22 protein-coding genes are annotated in these 20,620 nt (G+C 31.7%); all 22 read right to left on the bottom strand.

The annotated features are described in order from the left end of the window. The 22 genes from BW939_RS11995 to rfbH all read right to left on the bottom strand — a co-directional run bounded on the left by BW939_RS11995 (position 1) and on the right by rfbH (position 20,614). On the bottom strand, positions 1-750 hold the full coding sequence (locus BW939_RS11995) for an SDR family NAD(P)-dependent oxidoreductase (RefSeq protein ID WP_076452260.1): 750 nt from the start codon (positions 748-750) through the stop codon (positions 1-3). Then, positions 750-1,796: a ketoacyl-ACP synthase III gene (locus BW939_RS11990; protein ID WP_076452259.1), complete on the bottom strand. Its 1,047-nt coding sequence runs from the start codon at positions 1,794-1,796 to the stop codon at positions 750-752. The genes BW939_RS11995 and BW939_RS11990 overlap by 1 nt, the downstream gene beginning before the upstream one ends. 3 nt (positions 1,797-1,799) lie before the next feature. Then, a complete protein-coding gene (locus BW939_RS11985) occupies positions 1,800-2,018 on the bottom strand; it encodes an acyl carrier protein (RefSeq protein ID WP_076452258.1) in 219 nt (72 codons plus the stop codon). 7 nt (positions 2,019-2,025) lie between these two features. Then, positions 2,026-3,117: an aromatic ring-hydroxylating oxygenase subunit alpha gene (locus tag BW939_RS11980; RefSeq protein WP_076452257.1), complete on the bottom strand. Its 1,092-nt coding sequence runs from the start codon at positions 3,115-3,117 to the stop codon at positions 2,026-2,028. Next, the gene (locus BW939_RS11975; RefSeq protein WP_076452256.1) at positions 3,114-3,758 is read right to left on the bottom strand and encodes a PglD-related sugar-binding protein; all 645 of its coding nucleotides are present in this window, start codon (positions 3,756-3,758) and stop codon (positions 3,114-3,116) included. Before BW939_RS11975 ends, BW939_RS11980 begins: the two co-directional genes overlap by 4 nt. Beyond that, positions 3,758-4,774, bottom strand: a complete 1,017-nt coding sequence (locus BW939_RS11970) for a ketoacyl-ACP synthase III (protein ID WP_076452255.1) — start codon at positions 4,772-4,774, stop codon at positions 3,758-3,760. Before BW939_RS11970 ends, BW939_RS11975 begins: the two co-directional genes overlap by 1 nt. 6 nt (positions 4,775-4,780) lie before the next feature. Then, a complete protein-coding gene (locus BW939_RS11965) occupies positions 4,781-5,386 on the bottom strand; it encodes a sugar transferase (RefSeq protein ID WP_076452397.1) in 606 nt (201 codons plus the stop codon). Further along, the gene (locus tag BW939_RS11960; protein WP_084566652.1) at positions 5,379-6,545 is read right to left on the bottom strand and encodes a glycosyltransferase family 4 protein; all 1,167 of its coding nucleotides are present in this window, start codon (positions 6,543-6,545) and stop codon (positions 5,379-5,381) included. The genes BW939_RS11965 and BW939_RS11960 overlap by 8 nt, the downstream gene beginning before the upstream one ends. Before the next feature lie 28 nt (positions 6,546-6,573). Next, positions 6,574-7,422, bottom strand: coding sequence for a dTDP-4-dehydrorhamnose reductase family protein (locus BW939_RS11955; RefSeq protein ID WP_076452253.1), 849 nt, complete (start codon positions 7,420-7,422; stop codon positions 6,574-6,576). Then, positions 7,419-8,540, bottom strand: a complete 1,122-nt coding sequence (gene wecB, locus BW939_RS11950; RefSeq protein WP_076452252.1) for a non-hydrolyzing UDP-N-acetylglucosamine 2-epimerase — start codon at positions 8,538-8,540, stop codon at positions 7,419-7,421. The genes BW939_RS11955 and wecB overlap by 4 nt, the downstream gene beginning before the upstream one ends. 9 nt (positions 8,541-8,549) lie before the next feature. After that, entirely contained in the window at positions 8,550-8,957 is a 408-nt protein-coding gene (locus tag BW939_RS11945; protein ID WP_076452251.1) for a WxcM-like domain-containing protein, read from the bottom strand. A 9-nt stretch (positions 8,958-8,966) separates the two neighbouring features. After that, complete coding sequence (locus BW939_RS11940; RefSeq protein ID WP_076452250.1) at positions 8,967-9,959, bottom strand: polysaccharide biosynthesis protein; 993 nt, start codon at positions 9,957-9,959, stop codon at positions 8,967-8,969. Between the two features lie 9 nt (positions 9,960-9,968). Further along, positions 9,969-10,724, bottom strand: a complete 756-nt coding sequence (locus tag BW939_RS11935) for an AglZ/HisF2 family acetamidino modification protein (protein WP_076452249.1) — start codon at positions 10,722-10,724, stop codon at positions 9,969-9,971. Positions 10,725-10,727: 3 nt separating this feature from the next. After that, the gene (hisH, locus tag BW939_RS11930) at positions 10,728-11,342 is read right to left on the bottom strand and encodes an imidazole glycerol phosphate synthase subunit HisH (RefSeq protein WP_076452248.1); all 615 of its coding nucleotides are present in this window, start codon (positions 11,340-11,342) and stop codon (positions 10,728-10,730) included. Further along, positions 11,339-12,511 carry an N-acetyl sugar amidotransferase gene (locus BW939_RS11925; RefSeq protein WP_228417217.1) on the bottom strand — a complete coding sequence of 391 codons (1,173 nt, stop codon included), beginning with the start codon at positions 12,509-12,511 and terminating at the stop codon, positions 11,339-11,341. Before BW939_RS11925 ends, hisH begins: the two co-directional genes overlap by 4 nt. A 9-nt stretch (positions 12,512-12,520) precedes the next feature. Then, positions 12,521-13,531, bottom strand: coding sequence for a glycosyltransferase (locus BW939_RS11920; RefSeq protein WP_076452247.1), 1,011 nt, complete (start codon positions 13,529-13,531; stop codon positions 12,521-12,523). Positions 13,532-13,541: 10 nt separating this feature from the next. Then, positions 13,542-14,633 (bottom strand): EpsG family protein, encoded by a 1,092-nt coding sequence (locus BW939_RS11915; protein WP_076452246.1) that lies wholly within the window; start codon positions 14,631-14,633, stop codon positions 13,542-13,544. A 183-nt stretch (positions 14,634-14,816) separates the two neighbouring features. After that, on the bottom strand, positions 14,817-15,947 hold the full coding sequence (locus tag BW939_RS11910) for a glycosyltransferase family protein (RefSeq protein WP_076452245.1): 1,131 nt from the start codon (positions 15,945-15,947) through the stop codon (positions 14,817-14,819). 39 nt (positions 15,948-15,986) lie between these two features. Beyond that, positions 15,987-17,078, bottom strand: coding sequence for a glycoside hydrolase family 99-like domain-containing protein (locus tag BW939_RS11905; protein ID WP_076452244.1), 1,092 nt, complete (start codon positions 17,076-17,078; stop codon positions 15,987-15,989). Further along, positions 17,063-17,968 (bottom strand): glycosyltransferase family 2 protein, encoded by a 906-nt coding sequence (locus tag BW939_RS11900; protein ID WP_076452243.1) that lies wholly within the window; start codon positions 17,966-17,968, stop codon positions 17,063-17,065. The genes BW939_RS11905 and BW939_RS11900 overlap by 16 nt, the downstream gene beginning before the upstream one ends. Next, complete coding sequence (locus BW939_RS11895) at positions 17,961-19,313, bottom strand: lipopolysaccharide biosynthesis protein (RefSeq protein ID WP_185115902.1); 1,353 nt, start codon at positions 19,311-19,313, stop codon at positions 17,961-17,963. The genes BW939_RS11900 and BW939_RS11895 overlap by 8 nt, the downstream gene beginning before the upstream one ends. Further along, positions 19,313-20,614 carry a lipopolysaccharide biosynthesis protein RfbH gene (gene rfbH / locus BW939_RS11890; protein ID WP_076452242.1) on the bottom strand — a complete coding sequence of 434 codons (1,302 nt, stop codon included), beginning with the start codon at positions 20,612-20,614 and terminating at the stop codon, positions 19,313-19,315. The genes BW939_RS11895 and rfbH overlap by 1 nt, the downstream gene beginning before the upstream one ends. Positions 20,615-20,620: the final 6 nt, after the last annotated feature.

Below are 20,620 nucleotides of genomic sequence, written 5' to 3'. Positions count from 1 at the left end.
TTATATAATTGCTGTTCTGCCACCGTCGAGGATTAGATCTTGACCTGTTATCCACTTGCTTGCTTCTGATAAAAGAAACACGATTGGCAATGCAACATCTTCGGGTTCTCCATAACCTAAAGGATATTTTTTTTTGTCCTCATTAATAACTTCTTCAGATAAAAAATTACCTGCGTCTAGCGTAATTTGCGTATTTACCATACCTGGAGCAACAGTATTTACCCTTATTTTCTTGAATGCCAATTCATTAGCATAGGTTTTTGCCATTATACCCAATGCGGCTTTTGTAATACCGTACAAACCATTGCCTTTCATTCCGTACAATCCGGAGATTGAACTAACAAATACGATAGATGCTGGTTTGTTAAATTTTTTCTTTTTAAGCAGATGAGATATAAAAACCAAAGCCGAATCAAGATTTACTGTCCGAATTTTATTATACAATTCTTCATTAAAAAACTGAATAGGATTATTTTCTACAATTCCTGCAGAGTGCACAAACCCATCTATTTTCACTTCAAGAGAATCTACTAACTCAGGAATGCTTTCTAGTTGTATAACATCTAAAAACCTTGCAGATGAGCCTGTGAGATTATTTTCTGAAATAAATTTATCCAGCTGCTCTGTGTTTCGTCCTAAACCAATAAAGTTCCCTCCAGCATTAATGATTTGTTTACAAACTTCAAATCCTATTCCTGATGTAGCACCAGTAACCAGGATTGTTTTATTTTCAAGTGAAAAAGCATTCATTAATATTCAATTAAATCGTTTATAATTCCTTCCTCAAACTTCATTCGTACGATACCAATGCTTAATCCAACGCCAAAACCGCACATTACAACTTCTGTATTTTCAAGATTTGTATCTTGTTTCGTCATTGTCACAGGAATTGTTGCAGAGCTTGTATTGCCATATTTATCTAAAGAATAAGGAACTTGCTCTGTTGTTAGTTTTAATTTTTTTCTAATCATATCATTCATAAAACGGTTTGCTTGGTGGAAATAAAAATATTTTATTTGCTCCTTATCAATTTGAAAGTGCTCAATAAATTTTTTCAGTTCTTGAGTCACCGTTCCGATTCCGAAAGAAAAAACATTAGTTCCGTTCATGTAAGTGTTGATACCTGAACGTTTATTTCCATCTTTATCTTCTTTTAAAACCAAAGATTCTTCAGTGAAAGGTTTTCTGTAACCACCTTCTGGAACTATAATATCCTCAAACCCGCTTCCGTCTGACCATAAATTAAAATCCATTTTTCCACCTACAGAATATTGTAATGCAGTAGCAGTTCCTGCATCTCCAAATAAAGGGTAAGTAGCTTTGTCTAATGGTGAGCACTGCTTACTGAGCGTATCACCTACCAATAGAAGACCTTTCTTGAGCTGTCCGTTCTGAAGAAAATTTGACAGAATAGATAATCCGTAAATGTACCCACTACATCCAAGAGGGACATCAAAACAAACGGTGCTTTTTGGCAGTCCTAATTTATCTTGAATGATAATTGATGTGTTGGGTACTGGATAATCAGGTGTTTGAGTAACCATGACCACTATATCTATATCCTCTTTTTGCCAGTTTAGTTTTTCTAAAAGGTCATTTGCGGCTTTTATGCATAAATCTGAAGTACATGTCTTACTGTCCACATGTCTTTTCTCAGCAATTCCGGTTACAGAAATAAATTTTTCTGCTTCCTCTCTTGTTGAAAACAAGTCGTTCTCCAGATTATTTACAATATGGGGAGGGACTGCGGATACAACTCCGGCTATACGTACATTTTCAATAGAGAACAATGCCATATTCTATTTTTGAGTTAATTGATACAAATCTGTAAGAGTAGTAGCTTTATTTATGCTGTCTCCATTTAATTTAGCCTCATACTGTTCGTCAAACATTGCGATAAGCATAAGAGCTGTCATAGAGTTCCACTCATCAAGATTTTTGAATTCTGTATCTGGAGTAATTGCGTCTCTATCCGTTTCTTCTAATAATTCGTAAAAGTTTTCTAAAAACTGTTCCATTGTATTTTTATTTATAGTTAATAATATTATTTATATTTTGGTGAAAAGATTTAATTCTAAATTCTTCTTCACCGAATATTTGTTTTTGCTCCGGGATAATACTTAAATTTTTCTGAATTTCCTCCAAAATCGCTCTATCTTCATAAATAACTTTGGTTGATGATTCTAAAGAGGTTTGCGCATAAGCATTAAGTAGCATTCCTTCTCTTTTTGTAAGTTCTGTATATGTAGGTTTTACAAACTGAGCGTGTAATTGTGTAAAATCTGGCTTATCTGGGGTTAATCTCCCGATATAAAACAGATTTCCGACGGTACTTGTAATAAACAGATTGGGGAAGATGTGCCAATGCTGTAATGATTTATGTGGGTATTGAGTTTTAGTAAGAAAAGTAAGTTTACTTTCTCTTTCTGCTTGCATTGCTGTAGTTCTTATCGGATAATCAACTTTATCATGACCACTTTCCCAGAAATGATTTTCCGGTTTCTTTCCTCCAATTCCGATGGGAACTAATGTTTCTTTGTGTACACTGCTGCAGTGATAACATTCTAAAACATTTTCAACTAATAATTTCCAATTTGCTTTATGATCAAGAACTACTGTTTCGTCATTAATAATTTTATCAAAGAATGAAGAAATTTCAATTAATTTATCATAAAAAGACCCCAAATGTTCATTCAGAGAAACAGAATCTTCTTTATTTACTTTAGCAAAAACAAATTTCCCACAAGTTTCTACTTCATATTGTTCTAATTTTGGTCTGTTGCACAATGACAATTCTTCTTTTAAACATTCAGACCTCACCATAGGACTTCCTTTGTCATCATAAACCCAGTTGTGATAAGAACAAATTACGTGCCCGTTACCTTCATTTCCGTTATGAATATTATTAAATCTATGCAAACAAACATTTGAAAAACATTTCAGTTCAGCTCCAAAGTTCTGAACAAATATTGAAACTGAACCACATCTGTAGGTGATATAGTCGTTATTATTTTGGAGTTTATCTGAAAGCCCTACAAAAAACCAGCTTTTATGAAAAATTTGCTCAAGCTCTTCTTGAAGTACATTTTCATTGGTATAATTAATATTCTTAATCATAAGTTTATCTTTTTTGCAGGAATTCCGAAATAGGTATTACCGTCTTTCAGGTTTCGCATAATGCTTGTATTCATCCAGATATTATTATTATTCCCTATATTTTTGTTTTGTAAAACAGTGGAATTGACGCCAAAATCATTCATGCTTCCAATTGATACGGCTCCAGAAATTGCTACTCTGGGACCAAAGCTATTGATGTCTTCAATTTTACAATCATGACCAATCCCTGTGTAAGAATTAAAAATATTGAAATTGCCTATTTCCAGCTGAGTAGAAAGAATTACATAATGCATAATAATATTACCTTCTCCTATTTTAAGATAATCATAATCTACAATAGCAAAAGGTGAAAATAAATTGGGAAAGTTTATTTTCTGATTAGCTTTTAATTTATTAATTATAACCTCTCTTGTTTTAACATTATTTATAGTAATAACAACATCTACTTCAAAATCAACTGTTTCGAAAAACTCTAATCCTGCAAGAATTTTCACAGTGCGAAGTTCGGTATTATGAATCTTGGGATTATCGTCAATAAAAAACACTTGGTTCCATTGTTTTTTTTCTTTCTGAATCATTTCTACCAAATGTAAAATCTCTGTAGAAAAGCCGCCAGCTCCAATTAAGTATAAATCTTTCATTACAATTTTCTATCAACACTAATTACGGTTCCTCCCCAAGACAATCCTACACCAAATCCCACTAAGGTAATATTTTTCACGGGAAATTCGCCAGAATATGCATCACTCCATCTTTTCAAAGCAATTGGGATTGTACAAGAGACTGTATTTCCTCCATCTTCTAGATCGATATAGAATCTTTCTTTTGGCGCTTTAATTTTTTTTCTTAAAAAATCTAGCATAAATTGATTTGCCTGATGAAAGATAAACAAGTTGCAATCCTCCATTTCGAGATTATTTTTTTCCAGCAAGTTTAAGGTAAATTTTGGAATTACTGCACTTGTAAAGTTAAATATCTCAGGACCATCCATATACAGTTCATTGTCTGTATATTTGTTTCCGGAACCATACTCTTTCACTTCAGAGTTGGTTTCTATTTTATTTTTAGCTGCCCCGTTTTTAATAATCAGTTTATCATACCCCAAACCGTCTGTTCCAAACAAAAAGTTTTGAATATTATTCTTCTCATCATCAAAAGAAACCAGGGTAGCTGTTGCTGCATCACCAAAAATCCCTCTATTTGATTTATCGTCTGAATGAAGATACTTTGAATATGTTTCTGCAGTTACCAACAGTACATTTTTTGCTTGTTTGGTCTCTACCAAACCTTTCGCCATGCTCAGTCCATAGATATAGCCACTACATCCTAAATTAAAATCAAAGGCGCCAACTGAAGTGTTTAATCCAAGTCTCTGCTGAAGAATGCAGGCAGTAGTAGGTAAAATATATTCTGGGCTTTGGGTACAGTAAATGATAAAATCTACATCATTTTTATCAAAGTACTGAAAAAGTTTTAAACATGCCTTTTCAGCCAAATCTAATGCTGTTTCGTTTTCGTTAACCCAATATCTTTTTTTAATTCCAACTTTAGTATCAAATTTACTAAAATCATAATCTGGAAATTTTTTGGATAAATCATCATTTGTATATGCTCTATCCGGAAAGATATACTCGACGTGTTTTAATACTGCTCCCATTAATTTTTAATTACTTCCATTAAAAGCTTCGGTTGTAGCCTGCCCTTCTGCCGCAATCCCTTCTCTTACAAATACTTTTTTTATCGTTTTAAAGAAAATTTTCGTGTCCAAATTTAATGATATATTATCCACATACCAAACATCTAATTGAAACTTTTTATTCCAAGAAATAGCGTTTCTGCCGTTTACTTGTGCCCAGCCAGTAATCCCTGGACGGACGAGGTGCCTTCGCTTTTGTTCTGTACTATACAAAGATAGGTATTGTGGTAAAAGAGGTCTTGGCCCAATTAAAGACATATCTCCTTTTAAAACATTTATTAATTGTGGCAACTCGTCTAATGATGTTTTCCGCACAAATGCACCCACCAGCGTTAAGCGTTCTGAATCTGGTAAAAGATTTCCATTAGCATCTTTTTTGTCATTCATGGTTTTGAATTTTATAATCCTAAAAATTCTCTCGTTAAGACCAGGCCGTGACTGAAAAAAAAACGGTTTACCTTGATTCGCTATATATAGACCTATAATAACGACAATAAAGATAGGCGATAATACCATTAGCCCAACAAAAGCAATAGTGAAATCGAAAATCCTTTTGAGGGTGTTTTTATACATTTTCCACAAGTTTGATAATAGTTTGATAAGATTTGTAGGCAGATAAATTTTCTTTACAAAATTCTTTTCCATTTTGGCCTAGCTTTTTACGTCTTTCTTTATCCTGATAAAGTTTTTTAAATGCATCAAACAAATCTTCTGGAGTATCTGCATAAGCAAATTCACCCATTTGGTTTTTTTCTAGGAGAAATCCTAAATCATTACTTCTATCTATTGAAGCCAGTACTGGTATTCCTGCATTAAGATAATCGTTAAGCTTCATCGGTGTATTTGGAACTGTAAAATTTTTATGTAAACTTATAAGACCTACATTACAATTTGATAGTAACTGAAAATATTCTTTTCTGGGAACTTTTTCCACAAAATTGATATTTTTCAAACCTTGCTGAGATGCATCTACTTTCAAGGCATCTACTTCAGTACCCGAACCTATGATTAGAAAAACAACATCAATAAATATTTCACATTTTTTTGCCAGTAAAAGTACATTTTCTAATTGCTGAGGTTTTCCCATATTTCCTCCGAAAACTACAACATATTTATCTTGTAAGTTGTATTTTATTTTGATATTATCATCTTGAGAAAATTCTAATAATTTTGTACTATTATAAAGTAATCTCATGTTCTCTTTAATAAGAAAATCATTATTTTGTAGCAAATATTCTATGTTTCCAGGAGAAGTACATCCAATAAAATCGGCAGTTTTCAGCAGCTTTAATTCGTGCTTTTTAAAAAAATTATAGGTAATGCCATTTTTTTTCATGTATCCTAAATCTACCGCATTTTGAGGAAAAATATCTTTTTGCATAAGCAGTGTCTTTGCTTTATGTTTCTTTTTAAGAAATGCTACAAAATCTGCAAACATTACGGAAGGTGTTGCAACTACAATTAAATCTATTTTCTTATCTTTCCAAAACTTGTTGTAACTATTTTTAAATTGATGAGAAAGCAAAAGGTTTGCAAAGCCTTTTTTAAATTTATTTTTACTAAAAACATCTAAAGTTTTAACTCTTAAAACTTCAATTTCATTTTCTTTTGAAATAAAAGATGTTTTTTTCCCCACTTCATTGATGGGAGCTATTGGAAAAACTTGATGCCCATTTTCTCGAAAAACGTTTACCATATCGCTATACATAGAAGATTGCGACAGATGAGACATTGTAAAAAAAACAAATAAAATATTCAATTTAGTAGGTATAGAGATTAGAGAATTCTTTCATCCACAATTTCTGCTCTTGAAGCATTTTTTGATAATCTGGAACTTGATGAGCTAATATTGTTGACTTCTGTAAAGATTTATCTACATTTTTACCATCATAAGGTATTATTTCAACATTGTTTTTATGCCAAATATTTTTAAAAAGAGTAATTAAATCAAATTTATTTATAGGATTTCCATTTGTAAGATGCAATATTCCTTGATATGAATTTTCAAGAACATGCTCTACCGCTTTTGCGAGCTCTAATGTGGTTACACCGCTCCAATACGCAGATGTATACCCATTTACTTTACCGTTTTGATTCATAAACCAGTGAAAAAGACCAATCCCGTTATTGTTTAGTTCGGGCCCGATAATAGATGTTCTAATAGTAAGATCTTTTGTATTATCAATCTCCCCCAATGCTTTAGATTGTGCATAGAAACCTTCACCATCTTTCACATCTTTTTCACTATAATTTCCTTTCTTACCATTGAATACGCAATCTGTACTAATGTGGATTACTTTTGTTTTGGTATGTTTAGTAATCTCTTCTAATAAGTGTGGAAAATAGCTATTAAACCATATTGCTTTTGCAGGATTATCTTCTGCATCTTTATTTAATATTCCAATGCAATTGATGATTGAATCAAAGCTATACTGAGTAATAATCTCTTTAAGTTTCTCAGTTTCGGAAACATCTAAAGAAATCTCATTTCCATTTGCATTAATATTTCTGGCAATTCCCCACACCTCATGTTGGTTTTTATCTTTAAGATTTTTGTAGATAACATGCCCAGCCATTCCCTTAATTCCTAAAACAAGTATTTTTTTCATTTTTTGTCCCAAATTACTTTATTTACAATTGCTGTATAACTTTGAATAGCTTTAATAACCCTGTCTGAAGTATTAGTTACTTCGTACTCAAAAGGTAATTTAATTTCAGCATTAAACAATCCTTTTGAAATCTCAATAGCATTAAGCATTTGATCTTTTGAAATCCCTCCTAGAACAATTGTTCCTGCATCTATTGCCTCTGGTCTTTCAGTACTTGTACGAATGCTTACAGCAGGAAAACTCATCATTGCAGATTCTTCGCTTATGGTTCCGCTATCTGAAAGAACTATGAACGATTGACTCTGCAGTTTAACGTAATCAAAAAAGCCAAGAGGTGCAACATTTTTGATTAAATGATGAAATTGAATTTTATTTTTTTCGATTCTATTTTTTGTCCTTGGATGTGTTGAGAAAATGATTGGCATCTGATACTTTTCGGCTACTGCATTAATTGATTCTACCAATATTTCAAAATGGTTATCAAGATCTATATTTTCTTCCCGATGTGCGCTTACAACAATAAAATTATTTTTCTCTAATGATAAACGTTCAACTACATCACTGTTTTCAATTTTTGTTTTATATTTATTAAGTACTTCTTGTAGAGGAGAACCTGTTACAAAAACATGATCTTTACGAAAGCCTTCACTCAGTAAATATCTTCTACTATTTTCGGTATAAGTGAGGTTGATATCACTAATATGATCTGATATTTTTCTATTAATTTCTTCGGGTACATTTTGATCATAACATCTGTTACCTGCTTCCATATGAAAAATAGGAATTTTCAGTCGTTTGGCTGCAATGGTACTCAATACACTATTTGTATCGCCTAATACTAAAAGTGCATCTGGTTTTTCTTGTGACAGGATTTCAAATGATTTAGAAATTACATTACCTATCGTTTCACCGAGATGATTTCCCGCAACATTCAAAAAATAATCAGGTTTACGTAATTCTAAATCTTCGAAAAAAATCTCGTTTAGTTCATAATCGTAATTTTGCCCTGTATGTATCAAAATATGATCAAAATATTGATCGCATTTTTTTATACATTCTGTTAATCGGATAATTTCCGGTCTGGTTCCTAGTATAGTAACAACTTTTAATTTTTTCATAATTTTATTTTACTTCCAATTTTGTGAATCAAACTTATAATAATCAGACAGTTCTCCGAAATGGTAATCTGAAAAAACAACTAATTTTGCATCATTTTCCAATGCTTGTATAGAAGTAGCAAAACCAGAATCCACAAACATAGAATCCATTGATTTTGAGTCTAATACAAAGTTTTCTATGATTAAATTTTTAGAAGGATTTTCAAAATCGTCTATTTTAATTAGCTTAATCCTAAAAGAACCTTTTGTGGCTACAAACCATCTTTTTTCAATTTTATGTGCTTGCCAAGCTCTACAAATATCGGTATTAATATTCTCTATTACATACATTCTTTTTACAAGGCTTAGGTCTAAATCATTACTACAGTAGAGCTTTCCTCTATTATCCTCAAAACATTGGCCTTGTAAAAAATCCATATTCTAATTCTAAAATAAATCTAATTTTTCAAGTAATTTTTTAACTCCTTCCACATCTTCTCTTTTTGTATTATGTGAATTGTAGTCTTCGATAGTTTTTTCTATATGGCTTCCTTGGGAAAAATATTTAGCATAATTCAAGTCTCTGTTATCTGCAGGGATTCTATAAAAATCTCCCATATCTTCAGCATTCATCATCTCTTCTCGTGTGCAGAGAGTTTCATATAATTTTTCACCGTGTCTGGTTCCTATAATTTTTATTTTGCTATTTGCATTTTTCAGTTCAAGCACAGCCTTTGCCAAATCGCCGATTGTGGCTGCAGGAGCTTTGTTTACAAATAAATCTCCCGGGTTGCCATGTTCAAAAGCAAAAAGAACCAATTCTACTGCTTCGTCTAATGACATTAGAAAACGAGTCATATTAGGATCAGTAATGGTTATATCTTCATTATTTTGTATTTGATTCAAGAATAATGGGATTACCGAACCTCTGGAAGCCATTACGTTTCCGTATCGGGTAAGGCAAACAACAGTATCTACAAGATTTCTGGCTTCTGCTACAGCTACTTTCTCCATCATTGCTTTGGAAATCCCCATTGCATTGATTGGATAGGCCGCTTTATCTGTTGATAAGCAAATTACTTTTTTTACTTTATTGGCCGCTGCTGCACGAATGACGTTTTGAGTTCCTTCTACATTTGTTTTCACTGCCTGCATAGGAAAAAATTCGCAAGAAGGCACTTGTTTTAATGCTGCTGCATGGAAGACATAGTCTACATTTTTCATGGCGTAGTCTACGCTATTAAAATCGCGCACATCCCCAATAAAATATTTTATTTTATCATTTTTATAAAAATTACGCATATCATCTTGCTTCTTCTCGTCTCTCGAAAAGATTCTAATTTCTTTAAAATGATCTGTATGTAAAAATCTATTGAGAACTGCTGTACCAAAAGATCCTGTTCCTCCAGTAATTAGCAGAATGCTATCTTTAATTTCCATAAATATGTTTTATAAGTTTTTCTTATCTTCTTTTGATGGGTAATTAATTAAAACTGCTTTGTATTTGCCTTTAAAAACAAATAAACTTCCTGCAGCTACACCAATTATCCCATATTTGTTAATGACTTTTTTTATATCTTCTAAACTTCCTGCGCCACCCAAAACGGTAAGTGGTAAGGAGGTTGCGTTTCTTGCTTGGTCAATAATATCATAATCAAAACCATTCATTTTTCCGTCTTGATCTATGGAATTGAGTATAATTTCACCAACTCCCATTTGTTTTGCTTGTGTAATGATTTCAAAGGGATCTGCATCAATGCTTTTTAATCCGTTATGAATCATAATATTATATTTTCCGGATATATTTTTTTTAAGATCTAAAACCAATACTACACTTTGATTTCCAATTTTAAAAGCTATTTGTTGCAGTAGCTCTGGTTTTTCAAAAGCTCCTGAAGACAATGCTATTTTTTCTACTCCTAATTCAGATATCCTGTAAGCCTGTTCTATAGTTTTTACACCTCCACCGTAGCAGATTGGCATTCTTGCTTGCTTAGCTATTTTCTCAATCAGCTGATAATTGGGTTCAGTTCCTTTAACTGAAGCATCAATATCAAAAACTGATAATTCATCAACTTCTTTTTCATTGAAAATTCTAACCGTATTGATAGGATCACCAATGTAGACAGGGTTTCTAAAATTAACTGTTTTTACAAGACCATTATTCTGAATAAGCAGGCTTGGTATAATTCTAGGTCTTAGCATTACCTAAATTTTTGCAAAGTTACACAATAATACTTCTCCATTACGATGACTTTTTTCTGGATGGAACTGTATTCCATAGATATTGTTATGATTCACTGCTGAAGTAAAATTGCCACCATATTCTGTAGTGCCAATACTATTTGAAAAATCATTACAGCTAAAATAATACGAGTGTAGAAAGTAAAATTCTGGATTATTTTCAAGACTTTCAAAAAGTTTTGTTTTTTGATTCACTTCAACACAATTCCACCCCATGTGAGGTAATTTTGTGATCTGATTAATTTTTGTTTCATCAATTTTTTTCACAACAGCATCCAGCCATCCCAATCCTTCCAGTTTTCCTTCTTCGCTTGATTTGGCCATCATCTGCATTCCTACACAAACGCCTAAAACTGGAATTTTCTTTCTTAACACCAGTTCATCAAGTGTATCTTTCATTCCAGATTCATTGAGTTGTTTCATCGCAAAATCATAATGGCCTACTCCTGGAAGCAGGAGCTTCTGGGCGTTTTCAAGATCACTTTTATTTTGTGCAATTTTCGTAGGGATATTTAGCCTTTTGTAAAGATTTACAAAAGCCCTTAAATTTCCTACACCGTAATCTACTATTGTAATCATCTGAAGAGTCTTTTTTCAAATCCTATACTTCTCATAGTTCTTGCACCAAAATCTATAATTCTCTTTTTATTTTTATAATTGTGGTACGTTTTGTTTTTACCATTAAATATTTTTTTGAAATCTTCTACAGAAATATCTAGTTTTTGTGCAACAAACTCGAATTCACTCAATAAAAACTCTTCGGAATACTCTGGTTTTTCTATTCTTTTGATGGCTTCATCTCTTGTCATTTGTTCTGTAAGTATGAGACTAGAGAAATGGGCTCTTCTTCTATCAAAACCAAATTTTTTCGGGAACCAAAAATCTTCTAAAAATCTTGTAAAAATTGATTCTTGGTGTTTATGATTAAATTTTTGCCACCCAAATTTTTCGTGAAGCAAGTTTTCGGCATCTTCTTTTTTGTATTGAATGTAATTTAAAGGTTTCACGACCTGCATTCCTAAAAAATATTTGTAATATATTTTATAGTTTAATATATCGATAAGAGGAAATGTTTTGAGTTCCTTTTTTCCAAATTTTTTGTGAATATCAAGAATTAATGTTTTGTCAATCCCAGGATATGCACCCCATTCTTCTGGTTCTCTACAGCATTCTGTAGAATAATTGGCACCAGTAAGAACATATTTTATTTTGTTATTTTTTGCAAATCTATATAAGGCCGAAAAGAAAGCAATATCTTGGCAATCTTGATCAGGAATTTGTGCGTTAAAAAAAGCGAGTTGTAGATCTTTCATTTCCTCCCAGTTGATAACATCTGTATAGAGATCAACTTTTAAATGATGAATTAACTTTTCTATATTGCTGACTGCTTTTTCAGAATTCCATCCTGCATCTACATGAAATGCCAGGGGTCTTAGTCCCATTATTTCTTTAGCAACATATAAAAGATACGAGCTATCTAATCCTCCGCTAACCCCTATTATACAATCAAAATCTCTTTTTTTTCCTTCGTATTTAATCTTTTCAGCTATTTTGAAAAGGTCATCTGTAATTTTTTTGGTATTATCCCAAGATGGTAAAATATGGGTTACAAAATTTGTATAATAGTCACTTTCTCCGAATTCATTAAAGCTGATTCCAGAGTCTGAGGTATCCATAATAGTCTTTGTACAAATTTTATATTCGAGACCCATTTTAGAATCTTTTTTATCGTTTGTGTTATTGTTCAATATTTATTTTTATGTTAAAATCTTCAATACATCATCTATTTCATCATAAACTTTAGCTATTGAATCATTTAATTTTTGATTAACCGCCTTGGTAAGAGCTTTTTCTATAGAATCTTCATCCAAAGGATTGAATACTAAACTTGGCTCGCATACGGAGTATAAATAAGGTAAGTCTGAACCAATAACTTTACAATCATTTTGAATGGCTTCTACAATACCAAGACCAAAACTTTCTGCTAATGAGGGAAAAACAAGATATTCTGATTTTTGATATACGTTGGTTAATTGGTCTCTGTCAATAAATCCTAAGTTATGAATAGGATACCCAGACAACTGCTTATTCTTAATCAAAGTAATGAGCTCTGTAAAGTTATCACTTATTGAAAGAGTAAGGCTACCTGTTTTATTTTTATCATAAAAAAGGCAAAAAGCTTTTATTAATCTTAAATGATTTTTATGAGGTGGTGCATTGCTTATATATACAAAAGAGTTTTTTATTTTCTGCGTCTTCACATTAGATTGTAATGAAGGATAAAAGGGTAATATTAATACATTAGACTCTTTAAATTTAAACTTTTTAAGAAAATCATTTTTAATTTGCTGTGTCTGCAATGCCCAATAATCAGTATTATTAAATATCGACTTCAAAACGCGTCTTTTCAGTAGCAACATCATTCTTTGTTTAAAAGGAACTGTTTTGGGAACCTTTATATACAGTTGCTGATGGAAATAAGTGTAGACTGTTGCATTTTTTAATTTTATACTGGGAGGAAGATCCCCGAAACAAAAAACTGTTGAGAATTTATCTCTATTTTCTTTGTAAAATTTATGTCTATTTATAAAGGATGCTTGTAAGAATAAAACATTATCGCTAACCGGAAGATATGGTGTAGAATCTTCAACTCTTTTATCAAGGAGATAAAAGACTTTCTTATCTGTAGCTAAAAGATTTTGAATAAGATAATCTAATAATATCTTACCTCCACTATTGTTGATATAAATTGCGTCTAATAGAATCATTTCAAAATATTTAAAACTTTACTGGCAAACTTTTGTTAAATATAGATTTGTAGGGAATGTAGAGATCATAATATCCACTAATCATACTATTGAGCCTTATAAAGAAAAATGCAATCATAATGAAAAGTACAACATTTTTGATCTCTTTGTTTTTAAAAAATAGTATAATGTAGGGGTATAAAAATAGCTGTGCAATCTCATAATACGCAGCAAAACGTATAAGAGCTACAGATATGGGCACCATTATAATAAAAAGTAATACTCCTACCAAATAAATATTAAAGAATCCTCTGTACATTTTGTCTTTTACGTAAAGATCGTAAAAAGATAATCCAATAATAATGACAACCAATCTATATCCTATCCCCCTCACCATAGTCTCCATTGGAGAGAAAGCTGAGCCAAATGAATTTTTCCCTTCTTTTAGATACATATCACTTCTCTCAGAAATACTTGCTATGTTTGCGAGTGACAAATAGCCGAATAATGCTTTTGCAACGAAAGTAAGCCCAAATGAGCATACAACTATAAGAATAATCTGTTTTCTGGAAAAGGTGAGATTATATACAAAATAGGCAGGTAAAAACACAATTGCAGATCTGTGAAACATGAAAGCTGCCAATACCGTTACAAAAAAGTACAGAAATTTTCTTTGGATTATAAAATGTAGTGCAAATAAACATAAAGAAATAGCTACACTTTGTCTTACGAAGAAAATAAATCCTAATGAAGTACAGAATAGTACAAATATTGATAATATTGGACCTATTGAATATTTTTTTATGATATTATAGGTACATGCAAAGATTATACAGGCTGCCGAGAAAAGAAATACGGAATAACTGTCTGTAAAAAAGCGGAGTATTTTATTGAGACTTACAAATAAAAATTCATAATTATCCTGATAATACTTTACTTTAAATATATCAATAAACATATCATGATACGCCTTCCAATCTGTACCTCTTTCCCATCTTAAAAAAGAAAGAGTAAAAAAAACAACTATGGGAATTATAAGAATCTTTTTGGAATATTTTCTTCCAAAATTCAGTTCAACAATACAGAGTAAAGCCAGAATAAAAAATATTATATATAAATACATTTATGTTTAAAAACAGTTTTATAGTAATCCGCGATTACCTGATTTATAATCACTTTAAAGTTGGATTTTAAATATAAACAAAGATAATTTAATCTTTAGATTATATTCAGTTTTAAGAATATAGTTTGCTCAATATTTCTCTATACTTCATAATATCGTCTTTCAAGTATTAATGGACAGCATTCAGGGTAAAAGAATATTTTTGTAATCGTATCTGGATTGAATCTCTTCAAACTCAGCATCTGTAGAATAAAAACTATTTTTACCAGATATTATTTCCTCAATTACTTTTTTCATTTCACCTATATTATTGCAAACTATCCCAATATTACTATCGCCTAAAACAGATCTAAAGTAGTCATTATCTAAGCTTATAATTTTCTTTTTATTGTTTATTGCATCAAAGATTGCTCCGCTGGCAGTTAATTTATACATAGTACTGTTATAAAAAAATAGTACAGCATCTAGTTTTTCAATCTCATTATTAAAACGATCTATGGTTAACTTTTCAGACTTATTAGCAATAAAATTTACTAAAGGATAATCTGCTATATTATAATTGTGTGAGCCGATTATATTCAATTTAAGATTTTTCTTCTCAATATCTTCCCGAAGATATTCTGCAAGAAGAAAAAAATCGTCTATCCCTTTTTCTTTTGATACAAACCCTACTACGCCCAAATTAAGAATTTTGCTTTTTTCTTTAGGCTTTGTGTTGTTTTTCTTAAAAAAATAAGGATGGTTCATTACAGAATATCGGTTGCTATTTTGAGGAAATAAGGCAACAAGATTGGTCCGGATAGAATCTCCCAGCAGCAGCAGCGTAATACCTGGATGAATCTTTTTCTGAAGAAATGAAAAAATAAGTTTCTTGTATATTCTTAATGGTTTAAACAACGGAATATCTTTTTTTATTACATATTCTAGCTCACCGTGGCAAACTATATTGATCTCCGTTTTTAACACTCGTGAAACTAGATTTAGATACGGTGTAGAAAATGAATTAAGTGATCCTAGAAATATTTTGTTTTTTCTGAATCTTATAATAAGAAAAAATGTCTTGATTGCTCCATAAAGATTTCTTAGCATAATCTGCCATGATGTGCTACCTTCTGGAACATAAATCTGTTTAAAAATAATGTTTTCCGGTGTTGGGTTTGATGAAATTTTAGACTTCAGATTTTCAATTGAAGATTTGCTGGCAAAATATTCAACCCTCTCAAATGATTGCGACATGATATATAAAAGAGAAAGGTTGAAGATTTCATGGAAATTTCCTACAGACTGAGTATCTATAAATGCTACTTTTTTCATTAAGAAAAATATGAATTAAAAATTCTTTTCAAGTATTCTTTATTTCTTCAAATTATTGTGTAGGTTCTTTTTCAAAACTTCTAAAAATTTTAGTCCCCATTTTATATCCGGCTCCATGTAATTTCCTTCTGCCCACTCATTCCAAGATTTAATGAAAACTATTTTGTGTTCATCTGGCTTATTTTCCACAATTTTAAGTACATCCTGTACGTGTGTATCAAAGTTTTCGGGCGTAAAATCTGTTAAAACCAAACCTTCTTTATGACTTCTCGGTGTATGATCCCATCCTGAAACAATAGACGGATAAACATTGTCTTTTGTATCTATTTCTGGTGCTACAAAAGACTTAGAAACTTTTTTGTAACTGTATCTTTGGGCTGTACTTAAAAACTGCTTACGTAGATTTTGTACTAAACGTTCAAATTGTCCTCTCTCTTTAATTTGATAATAATCTAATCTTACTGTATTTACTGCATCTACACCGGTTTTAAGTACATCTTCCACAGATACTGTTGAATTATTACTATGCCCAATGAAATAAAAATCTTCAAGACCATTTTCTTTCGCTAGTTTTCTCCATACTTTAATGAAGGTTTTAATTTCTTCACTTGCCAAAGGTTTATAAATCATAAAAAGTGGCTTACCCTGAACTTGAATATACCTTTTATCTTTAAATGCTGGCAGTAATTCATAAAAATGATTTGTGTAATCTTCTTCACCAGGATAAAGCTGCTCAATAAGCATATTTCTATTTTTCAAGCCATGGTCAAAACCTTTCCAAGATTCATTAGCCCAGGCTAAACAAAATGGGAAATCTGGCTCTCCTGAGTTGACTACTTCATTAAAAGGTCTTTCTATAAGTCTTTTGCCATTACCAAACCAATAATGCCAATAACAAAATCCTTCTACACCATATTCTCTAGCCATATCTGCCTGCGCTTTTCTGGTTTCCGGAACACGCAAATCATAGTAACCTAAATCTTTAGGTACTCTAGGCTGATAGTGATTTTTAAATAATGGTTTTGCTTTTCCTACATTCGTCCACTCGGTAAATCCTTTTCCCCACCATTGATCGTTTTCTGGAATAGGGTGATATTGTGGTAGATATAGTGCTATTACTCTTGCTTGCATTTATTTGTGATTTTTTTTATAATAAACATAACTAAAATTGGATAAATATATAAATTATACCAATATTTTGAAAAAATGATTTTGGCAACTCCCTTAGTTTCAAAACTATATTCACCTTTATTAACTATAAAAAATACTACAAGATAATTATAGATGAAATGCCGAAACAATCTGAACTTTTCAAGTTCATAATTCAAAATACCGATTCTTTGTTTTTTTACAATGTATAAATACTTATTTATGAAAGTATTAAAAAAGTTATATCCACCTTTATTAGGTGGTTGTAATGTCTCGAAGATATTTGAAAAATATATGACTGTTTTTTTACCATTTTCTACAATTCTATAATTCCATTCTAACTGAGGAAACTGCAAATAACTATAAAGATTTTTATTCTCAATTTTTTTAAAGTCTTCCAACCAAAATCCGGTATTTGCAATCCATGTACTATAGAAGCTTACTTCCTTAAAATATTCTTTTAGCGTAGATATAGTAATATTTGAATCTGAGTGCAACCATGTGTTTTTGTAGAAAAATAAATTTACATTAGCTTTTTCGTATTTTTTGATAGTACGAAGCATACACTCTAACTCACCAAAATTAAAAAGCAAAGTATCATTAAATAATCTTACATATTTTGCTGTACCATATTCTATTGCCTTTGTAAAGTTATAATCCTTTATATTTTCATCATTACAATAATATTTTATATCAGGATACATTGCAACAACTTCTTTTGTATTATCCGTTGAACAGTTATCAGAAATAACTATTTCTATTAAATCTGGATTATAATCAGGATTAGTTGTTAGACTTCGTAGCGTACGATTTAATATATCAGCCCGATTATAAGTAGGAATACAAATGGATAGTAGTTTTTGTTTATCCATGCCAATTATTCTTTTTTGTTTTAAAAATGTACAGGGCCCACATAAAGCTTACAATTACTGTTAAAAAAGCATATCCTCCTACAATACCATCGATTCCGTAAAGATGCCCAAATAGAAAAATAGATCCCGCAGTAAGCAATCCCATTACAATAGAATAAACTAAAAACGGCTCCTTTTTATGACATCTGAGATAGGTTGCTAAAGCATTAATTAACTGTGTGGTAAATGTACAGAGCGCTAAAAGTATCACAAGATATAGTGGTAAAAATCTATCTCCAGATGGGGTATTGTAATATTTTAACACATAAACCCCTCCTATGAAAATTAATATACAAAAAAGACAAACTGTGGAAGCCTGAATTAATGTTTTGTAAAAAACACGATCTAGAGTAACATAATTCTTTTGAGCAATTAATCCTGAAAACAAAGGAACTTTTGTACTTACCCAGCTTAGTGCTACCGATAAAACTCCCCCAAGTACAGATAAAGTCATTCCCATTTGCCCAGCAACTTTAGCCCCTTCAGTTGCAAAAATAACTGGATTAAAAAGCTGAAACATAAAATATCCACTTATCCAACTTAAAGCTATTCTCCATTGAAAAGGAAATATTTCTTTTCTGTAATCTACTTTCCATTCTCCAATAGAGACCCACAGGTTTTTCAATATTTTTTTTTCGGATCTGAAAAATAATAGAAATATTGGTACAATAAGTGAAATTAAGACTGAGATGGGGCTTGCAAAAAGTTTGGCTCCAAATATTAACAGTGCAAACATGATGAGCAACTGTACACACTGCTGAATTAATCTAATTTGTGCTATTTGCTTCACTTTCCCTAATCCTTCTAAAAATGCAAAGATGGGTGACATTACCAAAGTTATTGCTGTATAAAATGACATTATAAACCAAGGCATCCTCCATTCTACCGAAGAATTACCATCACCGTAATTTTCAAAAAAAGAATAGCCAGCAAGCAGTAATCCCAAAAACAGAGCTACTGAGAGTACACCAAACCATTTAAGACAAAATCTTAAAAGAGAAGACATTCGCGATAAAGCTTTTTGGTCGCCAATTAAATAGATTTCATCCTTCCAGGTTAATAGTGCCTTCTCATGAGCTACATATTGAGTTATTATACCAGTAAATCCCAACTCAAAAAAAATTTGAATTGCTAGTATGCTTCCAAAAGTGTAATAATATCCTTGTTCTACCTTCGATAAATATCTGGCAATAAACACTATAGAAATAACACCTCCACCTGCCTGCAAAACTTTAGACATCACTGTGAAAAACACAGCACCATCTATTCCTATTTTGGAAATAAGATTTTTTGCTTGTACAATCATTATGAGTTCAGGTATTCCCTTATTACTTTGGCTATGTAATCATAGTGAGATTCATTCAATCCTGGCCATACTCCTAGCCAAAAAGATTGATTCATAATTGTATCTGTATTTTCTAATGTACCTACAACTCTGTGATTGATATCCGCGTAAGCCGGCTGTCTCAGTAGGTTACCACCAAAGAGAAGACGTGTACCAATTTTGTTTTTCTCTAAATGCTGCACCAGCATGTGTCTATCATTAGAATCTCCTTCACGCAATGTCAATAAAAAACCAAACCATGATGGTTCTGTGTTGGGAGTGGGTTCTGGTAAAATAAAAATTTCCTCAAATTCTTTCATTCTTTCATACAATGCTGCATAATTTTCTTTACGTTTTTGAACAAAAGCATCAATTTTATTGATTTGAGACAGACCAAAGGCAGCTTGCATATCAGTAACCTTCAGGTTGAATCCTATGTGAGAATAGGTATATTTATGATCGTATCCGTAAGGTAGTGTGCCCAATTGCTGTCCGAATCTACAACCGCAAGTATCGTCTTTTCCTGGTTCACAGTAGCAGTCTCTACCCCAATCTCGGAAGCTCTCTGCAATTTTTGATAAAATGGGATTATTTATTAAAACAGCTCCTCCTTCACCCATGGTAATATGATGTGCAGGGTAAAAAGAAAAGGTAGATAAATCACCAAAGGTTCCTGTTTTTTTACCTTTATAGGTAGCACCGAGTGAGTCGCAGTCGTCTTCTACAACCCAAAGGTTATATTTTTTTGCAACACGCATTACTTCATCCAAATCAAAAGGGTTTCCTAAAGAATGTGCAATCATTATTGCCTTTGTTTTTGGACTTACTGCTGCCTCAATCATATCTGCTTTTACATTATGCGTTGCAATATCTACATCTATAAAAACAGGAATTGCTCCAAACTGAATAATTGGATTGACTGTAGTAGGAAAACCGGCAGCAACGGTGATTACTTCATCTCCGGGTTTTATAGCACGGTCTCCCAATTTAGGAGATGTAAGTGCATAGAATGCAACAAGATTTGCAGATGATCCTGAGTTGACTAGCAAAGATCTATGAGCGCCAAAATACGCTGCAAAATCAGCTTCAAATTTATTGGCAAACCTTCCTGCAGTAAGCCAACCGTCTAGTGCTGCGTCTACTCCCATTAATATATCATCGGCATCCAAAACTTTACCTGTTACGGGTATATAGTTTTCTCCTGCAACTATATTCTGTGTTGTTTTGTTTTGTGCAATACTCCTAAGACTTTCTATGATATTTTTATCTTCAATATTTTTCATTATTTT

Source organism: Chryseobacterium piscicola (assembly GCF_900156685.1).
In the GTDB taxonomy this organism is placed as follows: Bacteria; Bacteroidota; Bacteroidia; order Flavobacteriales; family Weeksellaceae; genus Chryseobacterium; species Chryseobacterium piscicola.
Note: the sequence above shows the minus strand (reverse complement) of the source record. Positions and strands in the feature narration are given on the sequence as shown.